Below are 14539 nucleotides of genomic sequence, written 5' to 3'. Positions count from 1 at the left end.
GGCGGGCCCTCCCCTCTTCGTGCCCTCTTGCCGCGCGCCACGGCGCTGCCATACTTACGACGCCGTAGGTTACGGAGGCGTAGCCACGGCTTCGCGCTTCGACGCGTTTCCCCTGTCTTCACTCACCCCCCAGGGACCTACATGACCATGAGCCCCGAGCTGACGTCGGCGTCCGCGGCGCCGGACGACACCGCGGCCCTGCCCTCCGCCACGCTGGGCGGGGACAGCAAGCGTTCGATCGAGCAGATCACCCTGCTGCTGTTCATCACGGTGCCGTTCCTGGCGCTGCTCGCGGCGGTGCCGCTGGCCTGGGGCTGGGGGGTGAGCTGGCTGGATCTGGGTCTGATGGTGGTCATGTACTACATCGGCTGCCACGGGATCACGATCGGTTTCCACCGGTACTTCACGCACGGTTCCTTCAAGGCGAAGCGGCCGCTGCGGATCGCGCTCGCGATCATGGGTTCGCTGGCCGTGGAGGGGCCGCTGGTGCGCTGGGTGGCGGATCACCGCAAGCACCACAAGTTCTCGGACGCAGAGGGCGACCCGCACTCGCCGTGGCGGTTCGGCGAGACGGTGCCGGCGCTGATGAAGGGCCTGTGGTGGGCGCACATCGGCTGGATGTTCGACGAGGAGCAGACGCCGCAGCACAAGTACGCGCCCGACCTGATCAAGGATCCGGCGATCCGGCAGATCTCGCGCCAGTTCGTGCTGTGGACGGTCGTGTCGCTCGCGATCCCGCCGCTGGTGGGCGGTCTGGTGACGATGTCGTGGTGGGGCGCCTTCACGGCGTTCTTCTGGGGCTCCCTCGTCCGGGTGGCGCTGCTCCACCACGTGACGTGGTCGATCAACTCGATCTGTCACGCGGTCGGCAAGCGTCCGTTCAAGTCGCGTGACCGCTCGGGCAACGTGTGGTGGCTGGCGGTGCTGTCCTGCGGCGAGTCCTGGCACAACCTGCACCACGCGGACCCGACGTCGGCCCGGCACGGGGTGCTGCGCGGCCAGCTCGACTCCAGTGCGCGGCTCATCCGCTGGTTCGAGCAGCTGGGCTGGGCGAGCGATGTGCGCTGGCCGGCGAAGTCCCGCATCGAAGCCCGGCGCCAGACCGCGTCCGCAGACGCGGCATGATGGAAGACGTGGCGATCGAGGGCAGGACCGACGGTAACGGCGGCAGCGGCGGAGAGCAGCAGAAGCCCCGGCGGAGCCGCCGGGTGCGGATGACGGGCGCGGAGCGCCGGGAGCAGTTGCTCGACATCGGTCGCACGCTCTTCGCGGAGAAGGGCTTCGAGGGCACGTCGGTGGAGGAGATCGCGGCGAAGGCCGGGGTCTCCAAGCCGGTGGTGTACGAGCACTTCGGCGGCAAGGAGGGGCTGTACGCGGTCGTGGTCGACCGTGAGATGCGCCAGCTCCTGGACGGGGTGACGGGGGCGCTGACGGCGGGGCATCCGCGGGAGCTCCTCGAGCAGGCGGCGTTCGCGCTGCTCGACTACATCGAGAACTACACGGACGGGTTCCGGATCCTCGTACGGGATTCGCCGGTGGCGCAGTCGACGGGCACGTTCGCGTCGCTGATCAGTGACATCGCCACGCAGGTGGAGGACATCCTGGGCCTGGAGTTCAAGGCCCGGGGCTTCGACCCGAAGCTGGCGCCGCTGTACGCGCAGGCGCTGGTGGGCAGTGTGGCGCTGACGGGCCAGTGGTGGCTGGACGTCCGCAAGCCGGAGAAGTCGGAGGTCGCGGCGCATCTGGTGAACCTGGCGTGGCACGGGCTCGACGGTCTGGAGCAGAAGCCGCGGTTGATAGGGCACCGGAAGAACTGACGGCGGGCGGGGCGCCGCAAGGTGCGGGTCCGGCAATCGGGAGGGGGCCCGGTTGCCGGGGATATCCGTTGATCGTCCGCCGTACCGGGGCGGTACGCTCCTTCCACATCCGGGAGGGTGTTCGCCCTTCGTGCGGCGTGCCGCCTGCGGAGGCGTCGCGGACCCCTGTGCCCGGCCGTTGATCATGCGATCCCTGGGGGGGATCTTTTTGCGTTCCGTTTTCTCCGGGCGTGCTCGTCGTGTCACCACCTGCACCGCGCTCGCCCTCTCCGCCGGCATGCTGCTTGCGTCTCCCGCCGTGGCCGAATCCGCGCCGCGGCCGCCGCGGCCGGTCGTGGAGCAGCCGCTGATCGCCGACACGACGACGCCGAAGCTGGACATGTCGCAGCCGGCCGTCGGGACGGGCGAGGCCCGTGCCGCCGAGGCGACGGCCGTCGTGCCGTCCCGTTTCGACGTGGACGGCGACGGCAGGACCGATCTGATCCACCGCAAGCAGGACGGCCGGACGTACGTCGCGCCGACCGCCACGGCGGCGGCCGTCAAGTTCGAGACCGCCGACTCGCTCCTCACCCACAACCTCGACCTCGTTCCGCTCGGAGACCAGGACGGCACGGGCAGGCCCGAGCTGCTCGCGGTCTCCCGGAACGGCGTGCTCCGGCTGTACGCGGAGGCCACCGCGACCTCCGGCTCGCTCACCTGGTCGGGCAACGGCTGGAACATCTACAACAAGGTGTTCTCGCCCGGTGACGTCGACGGTGACGGCAGGGCTGACCTGCTGGCCCGGCAGTACAACGGCGAGCTCTACTACTACCGGGCGACCGGCGTGCCGACGGCACCCTTCGCCGGCCGTGCGAAGGTCGGCGCCGGCTGGGGCGTCTACGACCAGCTCGTGGGCATCGGCGACAACGACGGCGACGGCCGCGGCGACGTCGTGGCCCGCACCACGGACGGCCGGCTGTACTTCTACGGCAGCACCGGCAACCCGGCGGCGCCGTTCAAGGCGCCCCGGGAGATCGGCCGGGGCTGGAACGCGTACAACCAGATCGTCGCCCCCGACGACCGCAACGGTGACGGCAGGGCCGATCTGCTCGCCCGTGACCAGTCCGGTGCGCTCTGGGCCTACAGCGGTCTCGGCAACGGCTCGTACTCGGCGCCGGTGAAGCTCTCCGGCAGCTGGCTCAGCGTGGACCAGTTCGGCGGGGCGGGCAACATCCCGACCGCCGGCAGGAGCGGGTTCCTCGGCCGCGACAAGGCCGGGACGCTCTTCTGGTACGGCGACCAGAACAACGGCAAGCTCACCGCCCGCGCGCAGTGGGGCTCCACCGGCGGCTGGGCCGGCGCGAACCTCTCGTACGTCTCCGCCCTGGACGAGGGCGCGTTCGCCGACCTCCTGGAGATCTACCAGGGGCACCTCTACAACTCCAGCAACAGCCACGACTTCGGCGGCGGCTGGCAGGTCTACAACCTGCTCGCCGGCCCGGGCGACCTGTCCGGCGACGGCAAGTCCGACCTGCTGGCCCGGGACACCTCCGGTGTCCTGTGGCTGTACCAGGGCAACGGCGCGGGCACGGGCCTCGCCTCCCGGATCAAGGTCGGCAGCGGCTGGGGCGCGTACAACCGGATCCTCGGCGCGGGCGACTTCTCGGGCGACGGGCGCGCGGACGTCGTGGTCCGTGACGGGTCCGGCAACCTGTACCTGTACAAGGGCACCGGCAACCGCACCGCGCCGTTCGCCGGGCGCGTGCGGATCGGCACGGGCTGGGGCACGTACACCAAGCTGGCGACGCCGGGCGACCTGAACGGCGACGGCAGGGCCGACCTGCTCGGGGTGACCGCGGCGGGCGACCTGTACCGGTACCTGGGCACGGGCACCAGCGCCGCCATCACCTCCCGGGTGAAGATCGGCTACGGCTTCCAGACCTACGCCAACCTGTACTGACGTGGCCTCGGGCGCCCCGCACCGGAACCCCGGTGCGGGGCGCCCGCGCGCGTGAGTAGACTCCGTCCAGCATCCGACGAGGGGGTGCTCCCGACCTGTGAACGAGGTCGTCTCCGCGCGGCCGCCACCGCCGGCCGCGCCGACGCCGTTCCCTGCTGTGCGAGCCCCCCGTCCGGTTCCGTCGCACCTCTGATCCCTGGGGGGGATCTCTTGTCTTTCCCGCACTCCACGCGCGCGCGTCGGCTCGCCACCTGCACCGCGCTCGTCCTCTCCGCCGGCATGCTCCTGGCGGGCCCGGCCTCCGCCTCCACCGGCACTCCGGCGCCGTACCCGGTCGTCGAGAAGCCGGTGGCCGGCTTCACCTCGCCGTCGCCGACCCGTCCGACGGCCGGCGCGACCCGCGCGGGCACCGCGGCGGCCACCGGCGTCGGTGCCTCTCCTCAGCTGTCGGACTTCGACGGCGACGGCAGCAGCGACTTCATCTACCGCGAATGGGACGGCAGCGTCCACACGGCCACGGGCTCGGGCGGCGGGCAGTTCGCGCCCGTCTCCGAGCCGCCGAAGGACATCGTCCCGATCGGCAACCAGGACGGGAACGCCAGCGGTCCCGAGGTCCTCATGCTGTCGCAGACGGGCACGCTCAGCCTGTACGCGGACGCCACGCCCACCAAGGGAACGGTCGTCTGGCGGGGCTACGGCTGGGGCATCTACAACAAGCTCGTCGCGCCCGGTGACGTGAACGACGACGGCCGCGCGGACCTGGTCGCCCGCGACCACGACGGCACCCTGTGGCTGTACTACGCCACCGGCAACCGCACCGCGCCGTTCTCCGCGCGGGTGAGGCTCGGCAGCGGCTGGAACACGTACGACCAGCTCGTCGGCATCGGCGACAACAACGGCGACGGCTGGGCGGACCTGCTGGCCCGCGGCAGCGACGGCACCTTGTGGTTCTACGCCGGTACGGGGGACAAGGCCACGCCGTTCGCGACCCGCAGGTCCATCGGCGGCGGCTGGGGCGTCTACAACCAGATGTTCCCCGTCGGCGACGACAACGGCGACGGCAGCGGCGAGCTGATCGCCCGCGACCTCAAGGGCACGCTCTGGTACTACACCGGCAAGGGCGACGGCACCTTCGCGGCCCGCGAGCAGCTGAGCGAGACGGGCGGCTGGGAGCCCGTCCCGCAGTTCGGCGGGGCGGGCAACAACCCGGTCATGGGCAACAAGGAAGGCGTCTTCGCGCGGGACAAGGCCGGGACCATGTTCTGGTACGGCGTCACGACCGGCGGCAAGCTGGCCCCCCGCAGCCAGTTCGGCGACACGGGCGGCTGGGCGGGGGCCGACTTCACGCACCTGTCCTCGATGAACATGGACGCCTCGTCGGACATGTCGTACGTCTACCAGGGCACCCTCTACATCGACGGCGTCCGCATCGGCAGCGGCTGGGGCGGGTACAACGCCCTCGTCGGCCCGGGCGACCTGTCGGGCGACGGCAAGGGCGACCTGCTGGCCCGCGACACCTCCGGCAACCTGTACCTGTACAAGGGCAACGGCGCCGGCACGGCGTTCGCCTCCCGCATCAAGGTCGGCAGCGGCTGGGGCGGGTACAACAAGCTCCTCGGCGCGGGTGACTACACGGGCGACGGCCGCACGGACCTGCTGGCCCGCACCTCCGGCGGCGACCTGTACCTGTACCCGGGCACGGGTGTCGCGACCACGCCGTTCGGGACCCGCAAGTTCATCGGCAGCGGCTGGAACACGTACACCAAGCTCGTCGCCCCCGGCGACCTCAACGCCGACGGCAAGGCCGACCTCCTCGGCATCACCTCCGGCGGCGACCTCTACCGCTACCTCAACACCGCCCCCGCCAAGTTCTCCCTCCGGACCGGCCTCGGCTCGGGCTGGAGCATCTACAACAGCGTGTCCTGACACCCCCGGGACCCGAGGGCGCCCCGTGCCGGACTCCGAGTCCGGCACGGGGCGCCCTCGCGTTCACGCCCTTCAGGGCTTCTTGCGGGCGACGGCGAAGATCCGGCGGAAGGGGAAGACCGTTCCGTGCGGGCCGGGCGGGTAGGCCTCGCGGAGGAGCGCGCGGTACTGGGCGAGGAAGGCGTCGATCGCCTCCTGGTCGTCGGCCAGGGTGGTGAGGACGGGCCGCAGCGCGGTGCCCTTGACCCAGTCGAGGACGGGGTCCTCGCCCTGGAGCAGCTGGCAGTACGTGGTCTCCCAGACGTCCGTCTCGCAGCCGAGGTCGGTGAGGCGGGTGAGGTAGTCGGCGGTGTCGAGGATGTGGACGAAGCGGCGGCCCTGGTCGCCGAGGCGGGCCCGCCACTCGGGGGTCTCGCAGAGTTCGCCGAGCAGGGCGTGGCTGGGCGAGGTGAAGTTGCCGGGGACCTGGAAGGCGAGGGTGCCGCCGGGGCGGAGCCCGTCGATCCAGACGGCGAAGGACTCGGGGTGGTTGGGGACCCACTGGAGGGCGGCGTTGGAGACGATCAGGTCGTAGGGCTCGTCGGGGATCCAGTGGGCGGCGTCGGCGGGGCGGAAGTCGAGCCAGCCGCCGCCCCGGGTGGTGCCCGACCAGTCCTTCTCGGCGCGTTCCAGCATCTCGGGCGAGAGGTCGAAGCCGGTGATGTGGGCGTCGGTCCACCGGTCGGCGAGGAGGACCGTCACGTTGCCGGGTCCGCAGCCGATGTCGGCGATGCGGGCGGGCCTGTCCTGGGCGGGCAGCTGCGGTATTCGGGCGAGCAGGTCGAGGAACGGGCGGGTGCGGTGGCCGGAGTGACGGAGGTACTGCTGCGGATCCCAGGTCGGTGCGGCGGTTTCCACGGAATGCATGTTCGAAGCCCCCTTGCTGGCACGAGTTGCCGAAGCGGAACGAGTTCCGGCGGGGTCCCTTCCCCATAGTCCAGGAAAATATATCTTGAGACCAAGATACTTGATCTCAAGAAACTCGAACACAAGAGACTTTATGTCAACAGACCCTCTACACTGATCGACATGGAGGACGAGGTCGACCGACTGGTCGCAGCATGGCGCCGCGAGCGCCCCGACCTCGACGTGGAACCGCTCGAGGTGCTCAGCCGTGTCTCGCGGCTCGCCCGCCACCTCGACCGCGCCCGTCGACTCGCCTTCTCCGAGCACCAGCTGGAGCCCTGGGAGTTCGACGTCCTCACCTCGCTGCGCCGCGCCGGAGCCCCGTACCAGCTCTCCCCCGGCCAGCTCCTCACCCAGACCCTGGTCACCTCGGGCACCATGACCAACCGCATCGACCGGCTCACCAAGAAGGGCCTCGTCGAGCGGCTCCCCGACCCCAGCGACCGGCGCGGGGTCCTGGTCCGGCTCACCCCCGAGGGCCGCGACCGCGCCGACGAGGCGCTCGCCGGACTCCTCGCCCAGGAGCGCGCCATCCTGGCCCAGCTCTCCGGCGCCCAGCGCGGCGAACTGGCCTCGCTGCTACGCCGGCTGACCGCCCCGTTCGACAACATCCCCGGGTAGCACCGGCTCCGCGGGGCCCACGCCCGCCCGGCGGGCCAGCGCCACCGCCGCCAGCGTCGAGTGCACGCCCAGCTTTCCAAGCACGTTCTGCATGTGCGTACGGACGGTGTGCGGGGAGAGGAAGAGGCGCTCGGCGACCGCCTTGCGGCCCAGGCCCGCGACCATGCAGCGCAGCACCTCCCGCTCGCGCGGGGTCAGCGACTCCACGAGCCGCTCGCTGTCCGTCCGGTGCTTGCGGGCCGCCGTCAGCTCCCGCAGGACGCCCGTGAGCAGTGCGGGCGGCAGATGCGTCTCGTCCCGCAGCACCCCCCGCACGACGGCGAGGAGCCGCTGCAGCGAGCAGTCCTTCGCGACCCAGCCGGAGGCCCCGGCCTGGAGCGCGAGCGCGGCCCGGCGCGGGTCGTCCTTCTCCGCGAGGACGACCGTGCGGAGCGCGGGCTGCAGCCGTCGTACGCCCGTGACCAGCGAGATCCCGTCCACGGAGCCCTCCGCGTCCTCGGGCACCGCGCGCGCCACGGCCGGCCCGGCGGGCCCCGCGCCCAGCTCGGCGTCGACGAGCAGCACGTCGAACCTGCGGCCCTCCGCCGCGCCCCGCTCCAGGCAGCGCAGGGCCGCCGGGCCGCTGCCGGCGGCGGCGACGTCGACATCGGGCTCCGCCGCGAGGGCGGCGGCCAGCGATTCGGCGAAGATGCGGTGGTCGTCCACCACCAGGACGCGGATGCGTGCCACGGACACTCCCAAGTGTCGAGGAACGGACCGACGCGGGTACGGCGCCGGAGGCGGGTCCGCCGAGCGCACGGCCGCCGCCGCGCGTTGACTGCATACCCCGCTTCTGGCGCCGTACCCGACGGGTCTCGCCCCCTGAACAGCACCGGCCCCCACCGGCGCTGCCCAACAGAGTAGGGGCGGGGCGCCACGGTGGGGGCCGATTCGCGGAACTGTCCGAAGTCGTGGGAACGCGAGCGGTGGTGCGGGAGGGTCGTTCAGAGGCGGCGCGCGCCCGCCGCCGGGACCACCGGGAAGATGCCGGGGGCCGCGTGACCGGCCTCGGCGAAGGCCTTCCCGACGGCGGCGGACACCGCCTCCGCCCGCTCGGTGTCGACGAGGACGACGGCCGAGCCGCCGAAGCCGCCGCCGGTCATCCGGGCGCCGAGCGCCCCCGCCGCGTTCGCCGCCTCGACGACCAGGTCCAGCTCGGGACAGGAGACCCGCAGATCGTCCCGGAGGGAGGCGTGGCCCTCGGTGAGGACCGGGCCGACGGCCCGGGTGGCGCCGGCGTCGAGCAGCGCGATGGTCCGCTCGACCCGGGCGTTGTCGGAGACGACGTGCCGCACGTACCGCAGAATCGTCTCGTCGTTCAAAAGCGCGAGCGCTTCCGGCAGATGCGCGGCGCTCACTTCGCGCAGGGTGGTGACGCCGAGCGCCCGCGCACCCGCTTCACACCCGGCGCGCCGCTCGGCGTACGCGCCGTCTCCGAGCGCGTGCTTCACGCGGGTGTCGACGACGAGCAGCTGGAGCCCCTCGCGCGCCAGGTCGAAGGGGACCTGACGGTACGAGAGGTCCCGGGTGTCCAGATGGAGCGCGTGGCCCTCCTCGGCGCAGGCGGAGGCCATCTGGTCCATGACGCCGCAGGGCACGCCGACGAAGGCGTTCTCGGCGCGCTGGGCGAGCCGGGCGAGCTCGGGGCGGGAGAGCCCGAGCCCGAACAGGTCGTTCAGGGCGAGCGCGGTGACGACCTCCAGGGACGCCGAGGAGGAGAGCCCCGCGCCGGTCGGAACGGTCGAGGCGAGGTGGACGTCGGCCCCGGTGACCGGGTGCCCGGCCTCCCGCAGCGCCCAGACCACCCCGGCCGGGTAGGCCGCCCAGCCGCCGCCGGAGAGCGGCTCCAGGGCGTCGGCCTCCAGCTGGACGATCCCGCCGTCGACATCGGCGGAGTGCAGGCGCAGGACGCCGTCCTCGCGGCGGGAGACGGCGGCGACGGTGGTGTGCGGCAGCGCGAGCGGCAGCACGAAGCCGTCGTTGAAGTCGGTGTACTCCCCGATGAGGTTGACCCGTCCGGGGGCGGCCCAGACACCGTCGGGGGCGGCGCCGTACAGCGCCTCGAAGTCGGCGGCGACGGTCACGGGCGCGTTCCCTCCTGCTGCCGGGCGAACGCCCAGGCGTCGGCGACGACATCGGCCAGGTCCGGGCGGGACGGCGTCCAGCCGAGCCGCTCGCGGGCGGCCTCGGCGGAGGCGACCAGGACGGCCGGGTCGCCGGGACGGCGCTCGGCGGTGATCTCCGGGATCGGGTGGCCGGTGACCTTGCGGACGGTCTCGACGACCTCGCGGACGGAGAAGCCGTTGCCGTTGCCGAGGTTGCAGATCAGGTGCTCGCCGGCCGGCACGGCGCCGCCGGTCATCGCGTCGAGGGCCAGGAGGTGGGCCTCGGCGAGGTCGGCGACGTGGATGTAGTCGCGGACGCAGGTGCCGTCCGGGGTCGGGTAGTCCTCGCCGTACACGGAGATCGCCTCGCGCCGGCCGAGGGCGACCTGGAGGACGAGCGGGATCAGGTGGGACTCGGGCTCGTGCCGCTCGCCGAGCGCGCCGTACGCCCCGGCGACGTTGAAGTAGCGCAGCGAGACGGCGGCCAGGCCGTGGGCGGCGCACTCCCCGCCGATCATGTGGTCGACGGCCAGCTTGCTCGCCCCGTACGGGCTGGTGGGCGCGGTCGCCGCGGTCTCGGTGATCGGCACGGTCTCCGGCTCGCCGTAGGTGGCGGCGGTGGAGGAGAAGACCAGCCTGCGGACCCCGGCGGCGCGCATGGCGGCGAGCAGGGCCATGGTGCCGCCGACGTTGTTCTCCCAGTACTTCTCGGGCTTGGCGACCGATTCGCCGACCTGGGAGCAGGCGGCGAAGTGCAGGACGCCGTCGTAGGAGCCGTCGAGCCACCGCGCGGCGTCCTGGATGCGGCCCTCGATGAACTCGGCGCCCTCGGGGACGGCTTCGGCGAAGCCGGTGGAGAGGTCGTCGAGGACGGTGACCCGGTGGCCCCGCTCCAGGAGGTGGGCGGCGACCACGCTGCCCACGTACCCGGCCCCTCCCGTCACCAGATACTTCCGCGTCATGCGCCTGCCACCTCTCGGAGTCGTCGGGCCGCGTCCTCCGGCCGGATGTCGTTCATGAAAGCGCCCATGCCGGACTCGGTGCCCGCGAGGAACTTCAGCTTGCCAGAGGCCCGTCGGACGGTGAAAAGCTCCAGGTGCAGTCCGAAGTCCTCGCGCCGCTCGTCCGTGAACGGCGCCTGGTGCCAGGCGGCGATGTAGGGCGTCGGCGGCTCGTCCGGGCCGAAGATCCGGTCGAAGCGCCTCAAGAGTTCCAGGTAGACCTGTGCGAACTCTGTGCGGGCCGCCTCGTCGAGGGCGAGCAGGTCGGGCACCCGCCGCTTGGGGTGGAGGTGGACCTCGTACGGCCAGTGGGCGGCGTACGGCACGAAGGCGATCCAGTGCTCGGTCTCCAGGACCACCCGCTCGGCGTCGGCCTTCTCGCGGGCGACGAGGTCGTCGAAGAGGTTCCGTCCGGTCGCCGCGCGGTGCTCGTCGGCGCGGCGGCGCATGGCGGCCGTGCGGGGCGTGACGTACGGGAAGGCGTAGATCTGGCCGTGCGCGTGGGGCAGGGTGACGCCGATCTCCGCGCCGCGGTTCTCGAAGCAGTAGACCTGCTCGACGCCGGGCAGCGCGGAGAGCGCGGCGGTGCGGTCGGTCCAGGCGTCGAGGACGAGCCGGGCCCGCTCCTCGGTGAGGTCGGCGAAGGAGTCCGTGTGGTCGTCGGTGAAGCAGACGACCTCGCAGCGACCGACGCCGCCGGAGAGGGAGGGGAAGCGGTTCTCGAAGACCACCACCTCGTACTCCTCCTCGGGGATCTCGCTCTCCCGGCCGCCCCGGGCGGGGCAGAGCGGGCAGGCGTCGGCCGGCGGGAGGTAGGTGCGGGCCTGCCGGTGCGAGGCGACGGCGACGTGGTCGCCGGTGAGCTCGTCGTACCGGATCTCGGAGCGGGAGACGACGGGGGTGAGGGGGCGGGGGTCGACGGCGGTGCGGACGGCGTCGTCGCGCGTGTCGTAGTAGATCAGCTCGCGCCCGTCGGCGAGCGTGGTGACGGTCTTCTTCACGGGGGTGCCCTCCGGGCGAACCAAACAGAACCACTCACAAAAAACCACATTCAAACATCACAGTCAATGGTGAAGCCGGGCCCCGGTGCGGGGCCCGGCTTCACCGTCACCTCAGGCAGTCGCCTCGGCCGTCACCTCAGGCCGCCGTCCCGGCCGCCACCTCGGGCCGTCACCTCAGGCCGTCACCTCGGGCGTCACCTCAGAAGGAGCCGCGCTGCCCCGGCACCGCCCGGTCGAGCAGCCCCGTACGGGCCGCGAGGGCCGCCGCCTCAAGGCGCGAACCGACCCCCAGCTTCATCAGCACCCGCTGCACATGCGTCCGCGCCGTGCTCGGCGCGATCCCCATGCCCGCCGCGATCAGCCGGGTGTCCTCGCCCTCCGCGACCCGCACCAGGACCTCCACCTCCCGCTGCGTGAGCAGCCGGAGCAGCCGCTGCGCCTCGTCGTCCGGCTGCGCCGAGGGGTGCAGCAGCTCCGCGAAGGCCCCCTGCAGCAGCTGCGGCGCCACCGCCGGCTCCCCCGCCCGCGCCTTCACCAGGGCGCGCTCGACGCCCTCGATGCGCTCGTCGTGGCGGACGTACCCCGAGGCCCCGGCCGCGAACGCCGCCGCGATCCCGCGCGGCGAGGGCACCGGGCCGAGCACCACGACGGCCACCTGCGGCCGCTCCCGTTTGATCCGTACGACCGGATCGAAGGTCCCCGGCGCGTCCGGCGCCGCCGTGCCGAGGAGGCAGACCTCCGGCGCCCGGCTCACCACCAGCTCCGCGGCCCCCGCCACCGGCGCGGCCGCCGCGAGCACCCGGTGCCCGCGCAGCTTCAGCGCCGAGGCGAGTGCCTCCGCGAGCAGGCGGTGGTCGTCCACCACCACGAGGCGTACGCCCATCCCGGTCATCCCCCCTACCTCCTGGCCGGCCGGATGTCCCGGCGGCCTGAAACCGGCAAATTACACGCTTCCCCCGCCTCACGGGGCGTCAATCTCCGCCGTACGAAACGGAGATGTCTGGCATGATCGACTCACTTCCACCGAAAGGAACACGCATGCGCATGCGACGTCGCTCCGTCGCGCTCGCCGCCGTCGCGGCCGCCCTCGCGATCCCGGCCACCGCCGGCACCTCCGAGGCCGCCGCACCGACCAGCGAGGTGTACCTGACGACCGCGTACGCCAAGGTCGTCGCCGGCTGGCAGTGGCGCGCCGACCGGCTCGACCCGGTCATGATGTCCGTCCAGGACATCAACCCGGACGGCTACGCCGTCGCCTTCCGCCTGGTCACCCAGTCCGACGCCCAGGGCACCCGCTACTGGCCGTACCGCTATGTGACCGGCGGCAGCGGCACCGGCGTCAACGTCACCACCTACGCCGTCACCGGCTACAGCCCGAAGGCCGCCTGGGTCGAGGTCTGCAAGTGGAAGAACAACACCCGGTACGAGTGCCGGAACACCACGATCACGTACAACCCGATCGACGACTCCTCCGTCTCGGGCTGACCACCCCCGTACACGCGCGTGGGCCCCTCCGGTGATCCGGAGGGGCCCACGCGCGCGTGTCGTACCGGCCGTCAGTGCCCGGCCGAGAAGGAGACCAGCAGGTACTCCTTGATGTCGTTGGGCGAGCTCGACTCCCGGGGCTTGCTGACCATGGTCTCCGAGATGAAGAACCGGCCGTCCCGGTAGAGGAGTTCGGCGCCGTTGAGGCTGAAGCTGGTCTCGGCGTTGTGGATCGTCTTGTCCGCCGGGTTCTCCAGGAGCAGCGTCTCCTTCATCGTGCCGCCGTCGACCGAGACGATCCGGCCGCCCTTGTCGTAGGGGGGCTCCTTGTAGACGATGAGGTTGCCGCCGTCCATCCGCAGCGGGACGGAGGTGAACCCGTCGCCGGCGTCGGCCTTCTCCGGCGCCGTGCGCCCGGTGGCCAGGTCGAAGGCGATGATCTCGTTGGTCTCGCTGCCGTACTCGCCGGTGCTGCCCTCGTGCTCCTCGGTCGGCACGTAGAGACGGCCGTTGCCGACGAGCGCCTGGGTGCAGGACTCGACCTCGGTCGCCCGGCAGCGGGCCGCGTACTGGTCCGCGTCCGCCGTGATCTTCGCCTTCAGCTTCCCGGTCTTCTCGTCGATGGAGAAGAAGTCCGAGATGCCGCTGCCGTCGCCGGCGGTCTCGCCGACGTCGGCCGCGACGACCAGCGGCTTGGTGGAGACGACCGAGGCGTACTTCACGCCGGGCGGCATCTTGTACTGCGAGAGCGGGGCGCCCGTGGTCGGGTTGAGGTTCTGGATCAGCACGTTCGGGCTGTCGTACGAACCGCACTTGCGGACCGCGACGAGGCCCTCGCCGCCGCCGTAGCCCATGTCGTAGCAGTTCTGGTCGTTGGCCTGCGGCTTCCAGCGCGGGTTGCCGTTGGCGAGGTCGAAGGCGGCGCCGCCGTCGGTGCCGCCGGCCGCGACGGTCGCCCCGCTGAGCGTGACCTCGTTGAACCGGACCTTCTGGTCGCCGGCGGTGCCACCGGTGACCGAGGTGGACCACAGCAGCTTGCCGGTGTTCAGGTCGACCACGCCGACCTCGGTGCAGTTCTGGTAGAAGCGGGGCGCCACGCGCTTGGCGGCCTCGAAGAGGATCGCCGCCTTGTTGTCGGCGGTGACGTGCCGCGAGGCGCCGCAGACCTGGCCGGTCAGCGGCAGCGTCCACAGGACGGTGGGCTTGTCCAGGTCGTACGCGACGAGCGAGTTCACGCCCGGCTTCACGAACGCCTTGTCCGTGAGCCAGGAACCGGAGACGTCGGTGATGTCCGCGACCTTCGGCTCCGCGACCGTGTAGGCCATCTTCGCCTTGGTGTTCGCCGGGACCTTCTCCTTGCCGCCACCGCCGAGCCCGTTGCCGCCGGTGGTCCCGCCACCGCCGGTGCCCTGCGAGGTGCCGCCCGAGCCCTTGGCCTCGTTGCCCCCGTCACCGCCGCCGGAGTTGGCGTACCAGATGCCGACGCCGATGATCAGGACGACGGCGACGGCCGCCGCGATGACGATCTGCAGCTGCGCCGACAGCTTCTTGCCGCCGCCGGGTGCCGGGGGCGGCATGGGCTGGGCGTAGCCGCCGTACTGCGGCTGCTGGGGCTGCGTCGGGTAGCCGTACGGGGGCTGGACCGGCTGCTGCTGCGGGT

The 14539-nt window shown here is 72.1% G+C and carries 12 protein-coding genes and 1 pseudogene; 6 read left to right on the top strand and 7 right to left on the bottom strand.

Annotated elements, in window-relative coordinates; genetic code table 11:
• Window positions 1–141 precede the first annotated feature (141 nt).
• The 4 genes and pseudogenes from CCN56_RS05885 to CCN56_RS05870 form a co-directional block, all read left to right on the top strand.
• The gene (locus CCN56_RS05885; RefSeq protein WP_086824255.1) at window positions 142–1125 is read left to right on the top strand and encodes a fatty acid desaturase; all 984 of its coding nucleotides are present in this window, start codon (window positions 142–144) and stop codon (window positions 1123–1125) included.
• Entirely contained in the window at window positions 1125–1817 is a 693-nt protein-coding gene (locus CCN56_RS05880) for a TetR/AcrR family transcriptional regulator (RefSeq protein WP_086824267.1), read from the top strand. The genes CCN56_RS05885 and CCN56_RS05880 overlap by 1 nt, the downstream gene beginning before the upstream one ends.
• A gap of 208 nt (window positions 1818–2025) precedes the next feature.
• A complete protein-coding gene (locus CCN56_RS05875) occupies window positions 2026–3756 on the top strand; it encodes a VCBS repeat-containing protein (RefSeq protein ID WP_306300587.1) in 1731 nt (576 codons plus the stop codon).
• A gap of 279 nt (window positions 3757–4035) precedes the next feature.
• Window positions 4036–5511: pseudogene (locus CCN56_RS05870) on the top strand (FG-GAP-like repeat-containing protein); the annotation flags it as partial.
• A gap of 243 nt (window positions 5512–5754) precedes the next feature.
• On the opposite strand, the gene CCN56_RS05865 reads toward CCN56_RS05870, so the two are convergent.
• The gene (locus tag CCN56_RS05865) at window positions 5755–6588 is read right to left on the bottom strand and encodes a trans-aconitate 2-methyltransferase (RefSeq protein ID WP_086824252.1); all 834 of its coding nucleotides are present in this window, start codon (window positions 6586–6588) and stop codon (window positions 5755–5757) included.
• 162 nt (window positions 6589–6750) lie between these two features.
• On the opposite strand from CCN56_RS05865, the gene CCN56_RS05860 reads away from it, so the two are divergent.
• Window positions 6751–7248 carry a MarR family winged helix-turn-helix transcriptional regulator gene (locus tag CCN56_RS05860; RefSeq protein WP_041129634.1) on the top strand — a complete coding sequence of 166 codons (498 nt, stop codon included), beginning with the start codon at window positions 6751–6753 and terminating at the stop codon, window positions 7246–7248.
• Here CCN56_RS05860 and CCN56_RS05855 read toward each other — a convergent pair.
• The 5 genes from CCN56_RS05855 to CCN56_RS05835 form a co-directional block, all read right to left on the bottom strand.
• Window positions 7207–7977, bottom strand: coding sequence for a response regulator transcription factor (locus CCN56_RS05855; RefSeq protein ID WP_086824261.1), 771 nt, complete (start codon window positions 7975–7977; stop codon window positions 7207–7209). The two genes, CCN56_RS05860 and CCN56_RS05855, sit on opposite strands and share 42 nt — an antisense overlap.
• A 254-nt stretch (window positions 7978–8231) precedes the next feature.
• The gene (gene galK / locus CCN56_RS05850) at window positions 8232–9371 is read right to left on the bottom strand and encodes a galactokinase (protein ID WP_086824250.1); all 1140 of its coding nucleotides are present in this window, start codon (window positions 9369–9371) and stop codon (window positions 8232–8234) included.
• Window positions 9368–10354: a UDP-glucose 4-epimerase GalE gene (gene galE, locus CCN56_RS05845; RefSeq protein ID WP_086824248.1), complete on the bottom strand. Its 987-nt coding sequence runs from the start codon at window positions 10352–10354 to the stop codon at window positions 9368–9370. Before galE ends, galK begins: the two co-directional genes overlap by 4 nt.
• On the bottom strand, window positions 10351–11394 hold the full coding sequence (gene galT, locus CCN56_RS05840; protein ID WP_086824246.1) for a galactose-1-phosphate uridylyltransferase: 1044 nt from the start codon (window positions 11392–11394) through the stop codon (window positions 10351–10353). Before galT ends, galE begins: the two co-directional genes overlap by 4 nt.
• Window positions 11395–11593: 199 nt before the next feature.
• Window positions 11594–12277: a LuxR C-terminal-related transcriptional regulator gene (locus CCN56_RS05835; RefSeq protein WP_086824259.1), complete on the bottom strand. Its 684-nt coding sequence runs from the start codon at window positions 12275–12277 to the stop codon at window positions 11594–11596.
• A 155-nt stretch (window positions 12278–12432) separates the two neighbouring features.
• Between CCN56_RS05835 and CCN56_RS05830 the strand changes: the two genes are divergently transcribed.
• Complete coding sequence (locus CCN56_RS05830; RefSeq protein WP_086824244.1) at window positions 12433–12879, top strand: hypothetical protein; 447 nt, start codon at window positions 12433–12435, stop codon at window positions 12877–12879.
• A 71-nt stretch (window positions 12880–12950) separates the two neighbouring features.
• On the opposite strand, the gene CCN56_RS05825 is transcribed toward CCN56_RS05830, so the two are convergent.
• On the bottom strand, window positions 12951–14539 hold a 1589-nt coding region (locus tag CCN56_RS05825; RefSeq protein WP_256961784.1), incomplete at its 5' end, for a PQQ-binding-like beta-propeller repeat protein.

This window comes from Streptomyces sp. NRRL B-24572, from assembly GCF_002156145.1.
Taxonomy (GTDB): Bacteria; Actinomycetota; Actinomycetes; order Streptomycetales; family Streptomycetaceae; genus Streptomyces; species Streptomyces vietnamensis.
This window is presented reverse-complemented; position numbering and strand designations above follow the sequence as displayed.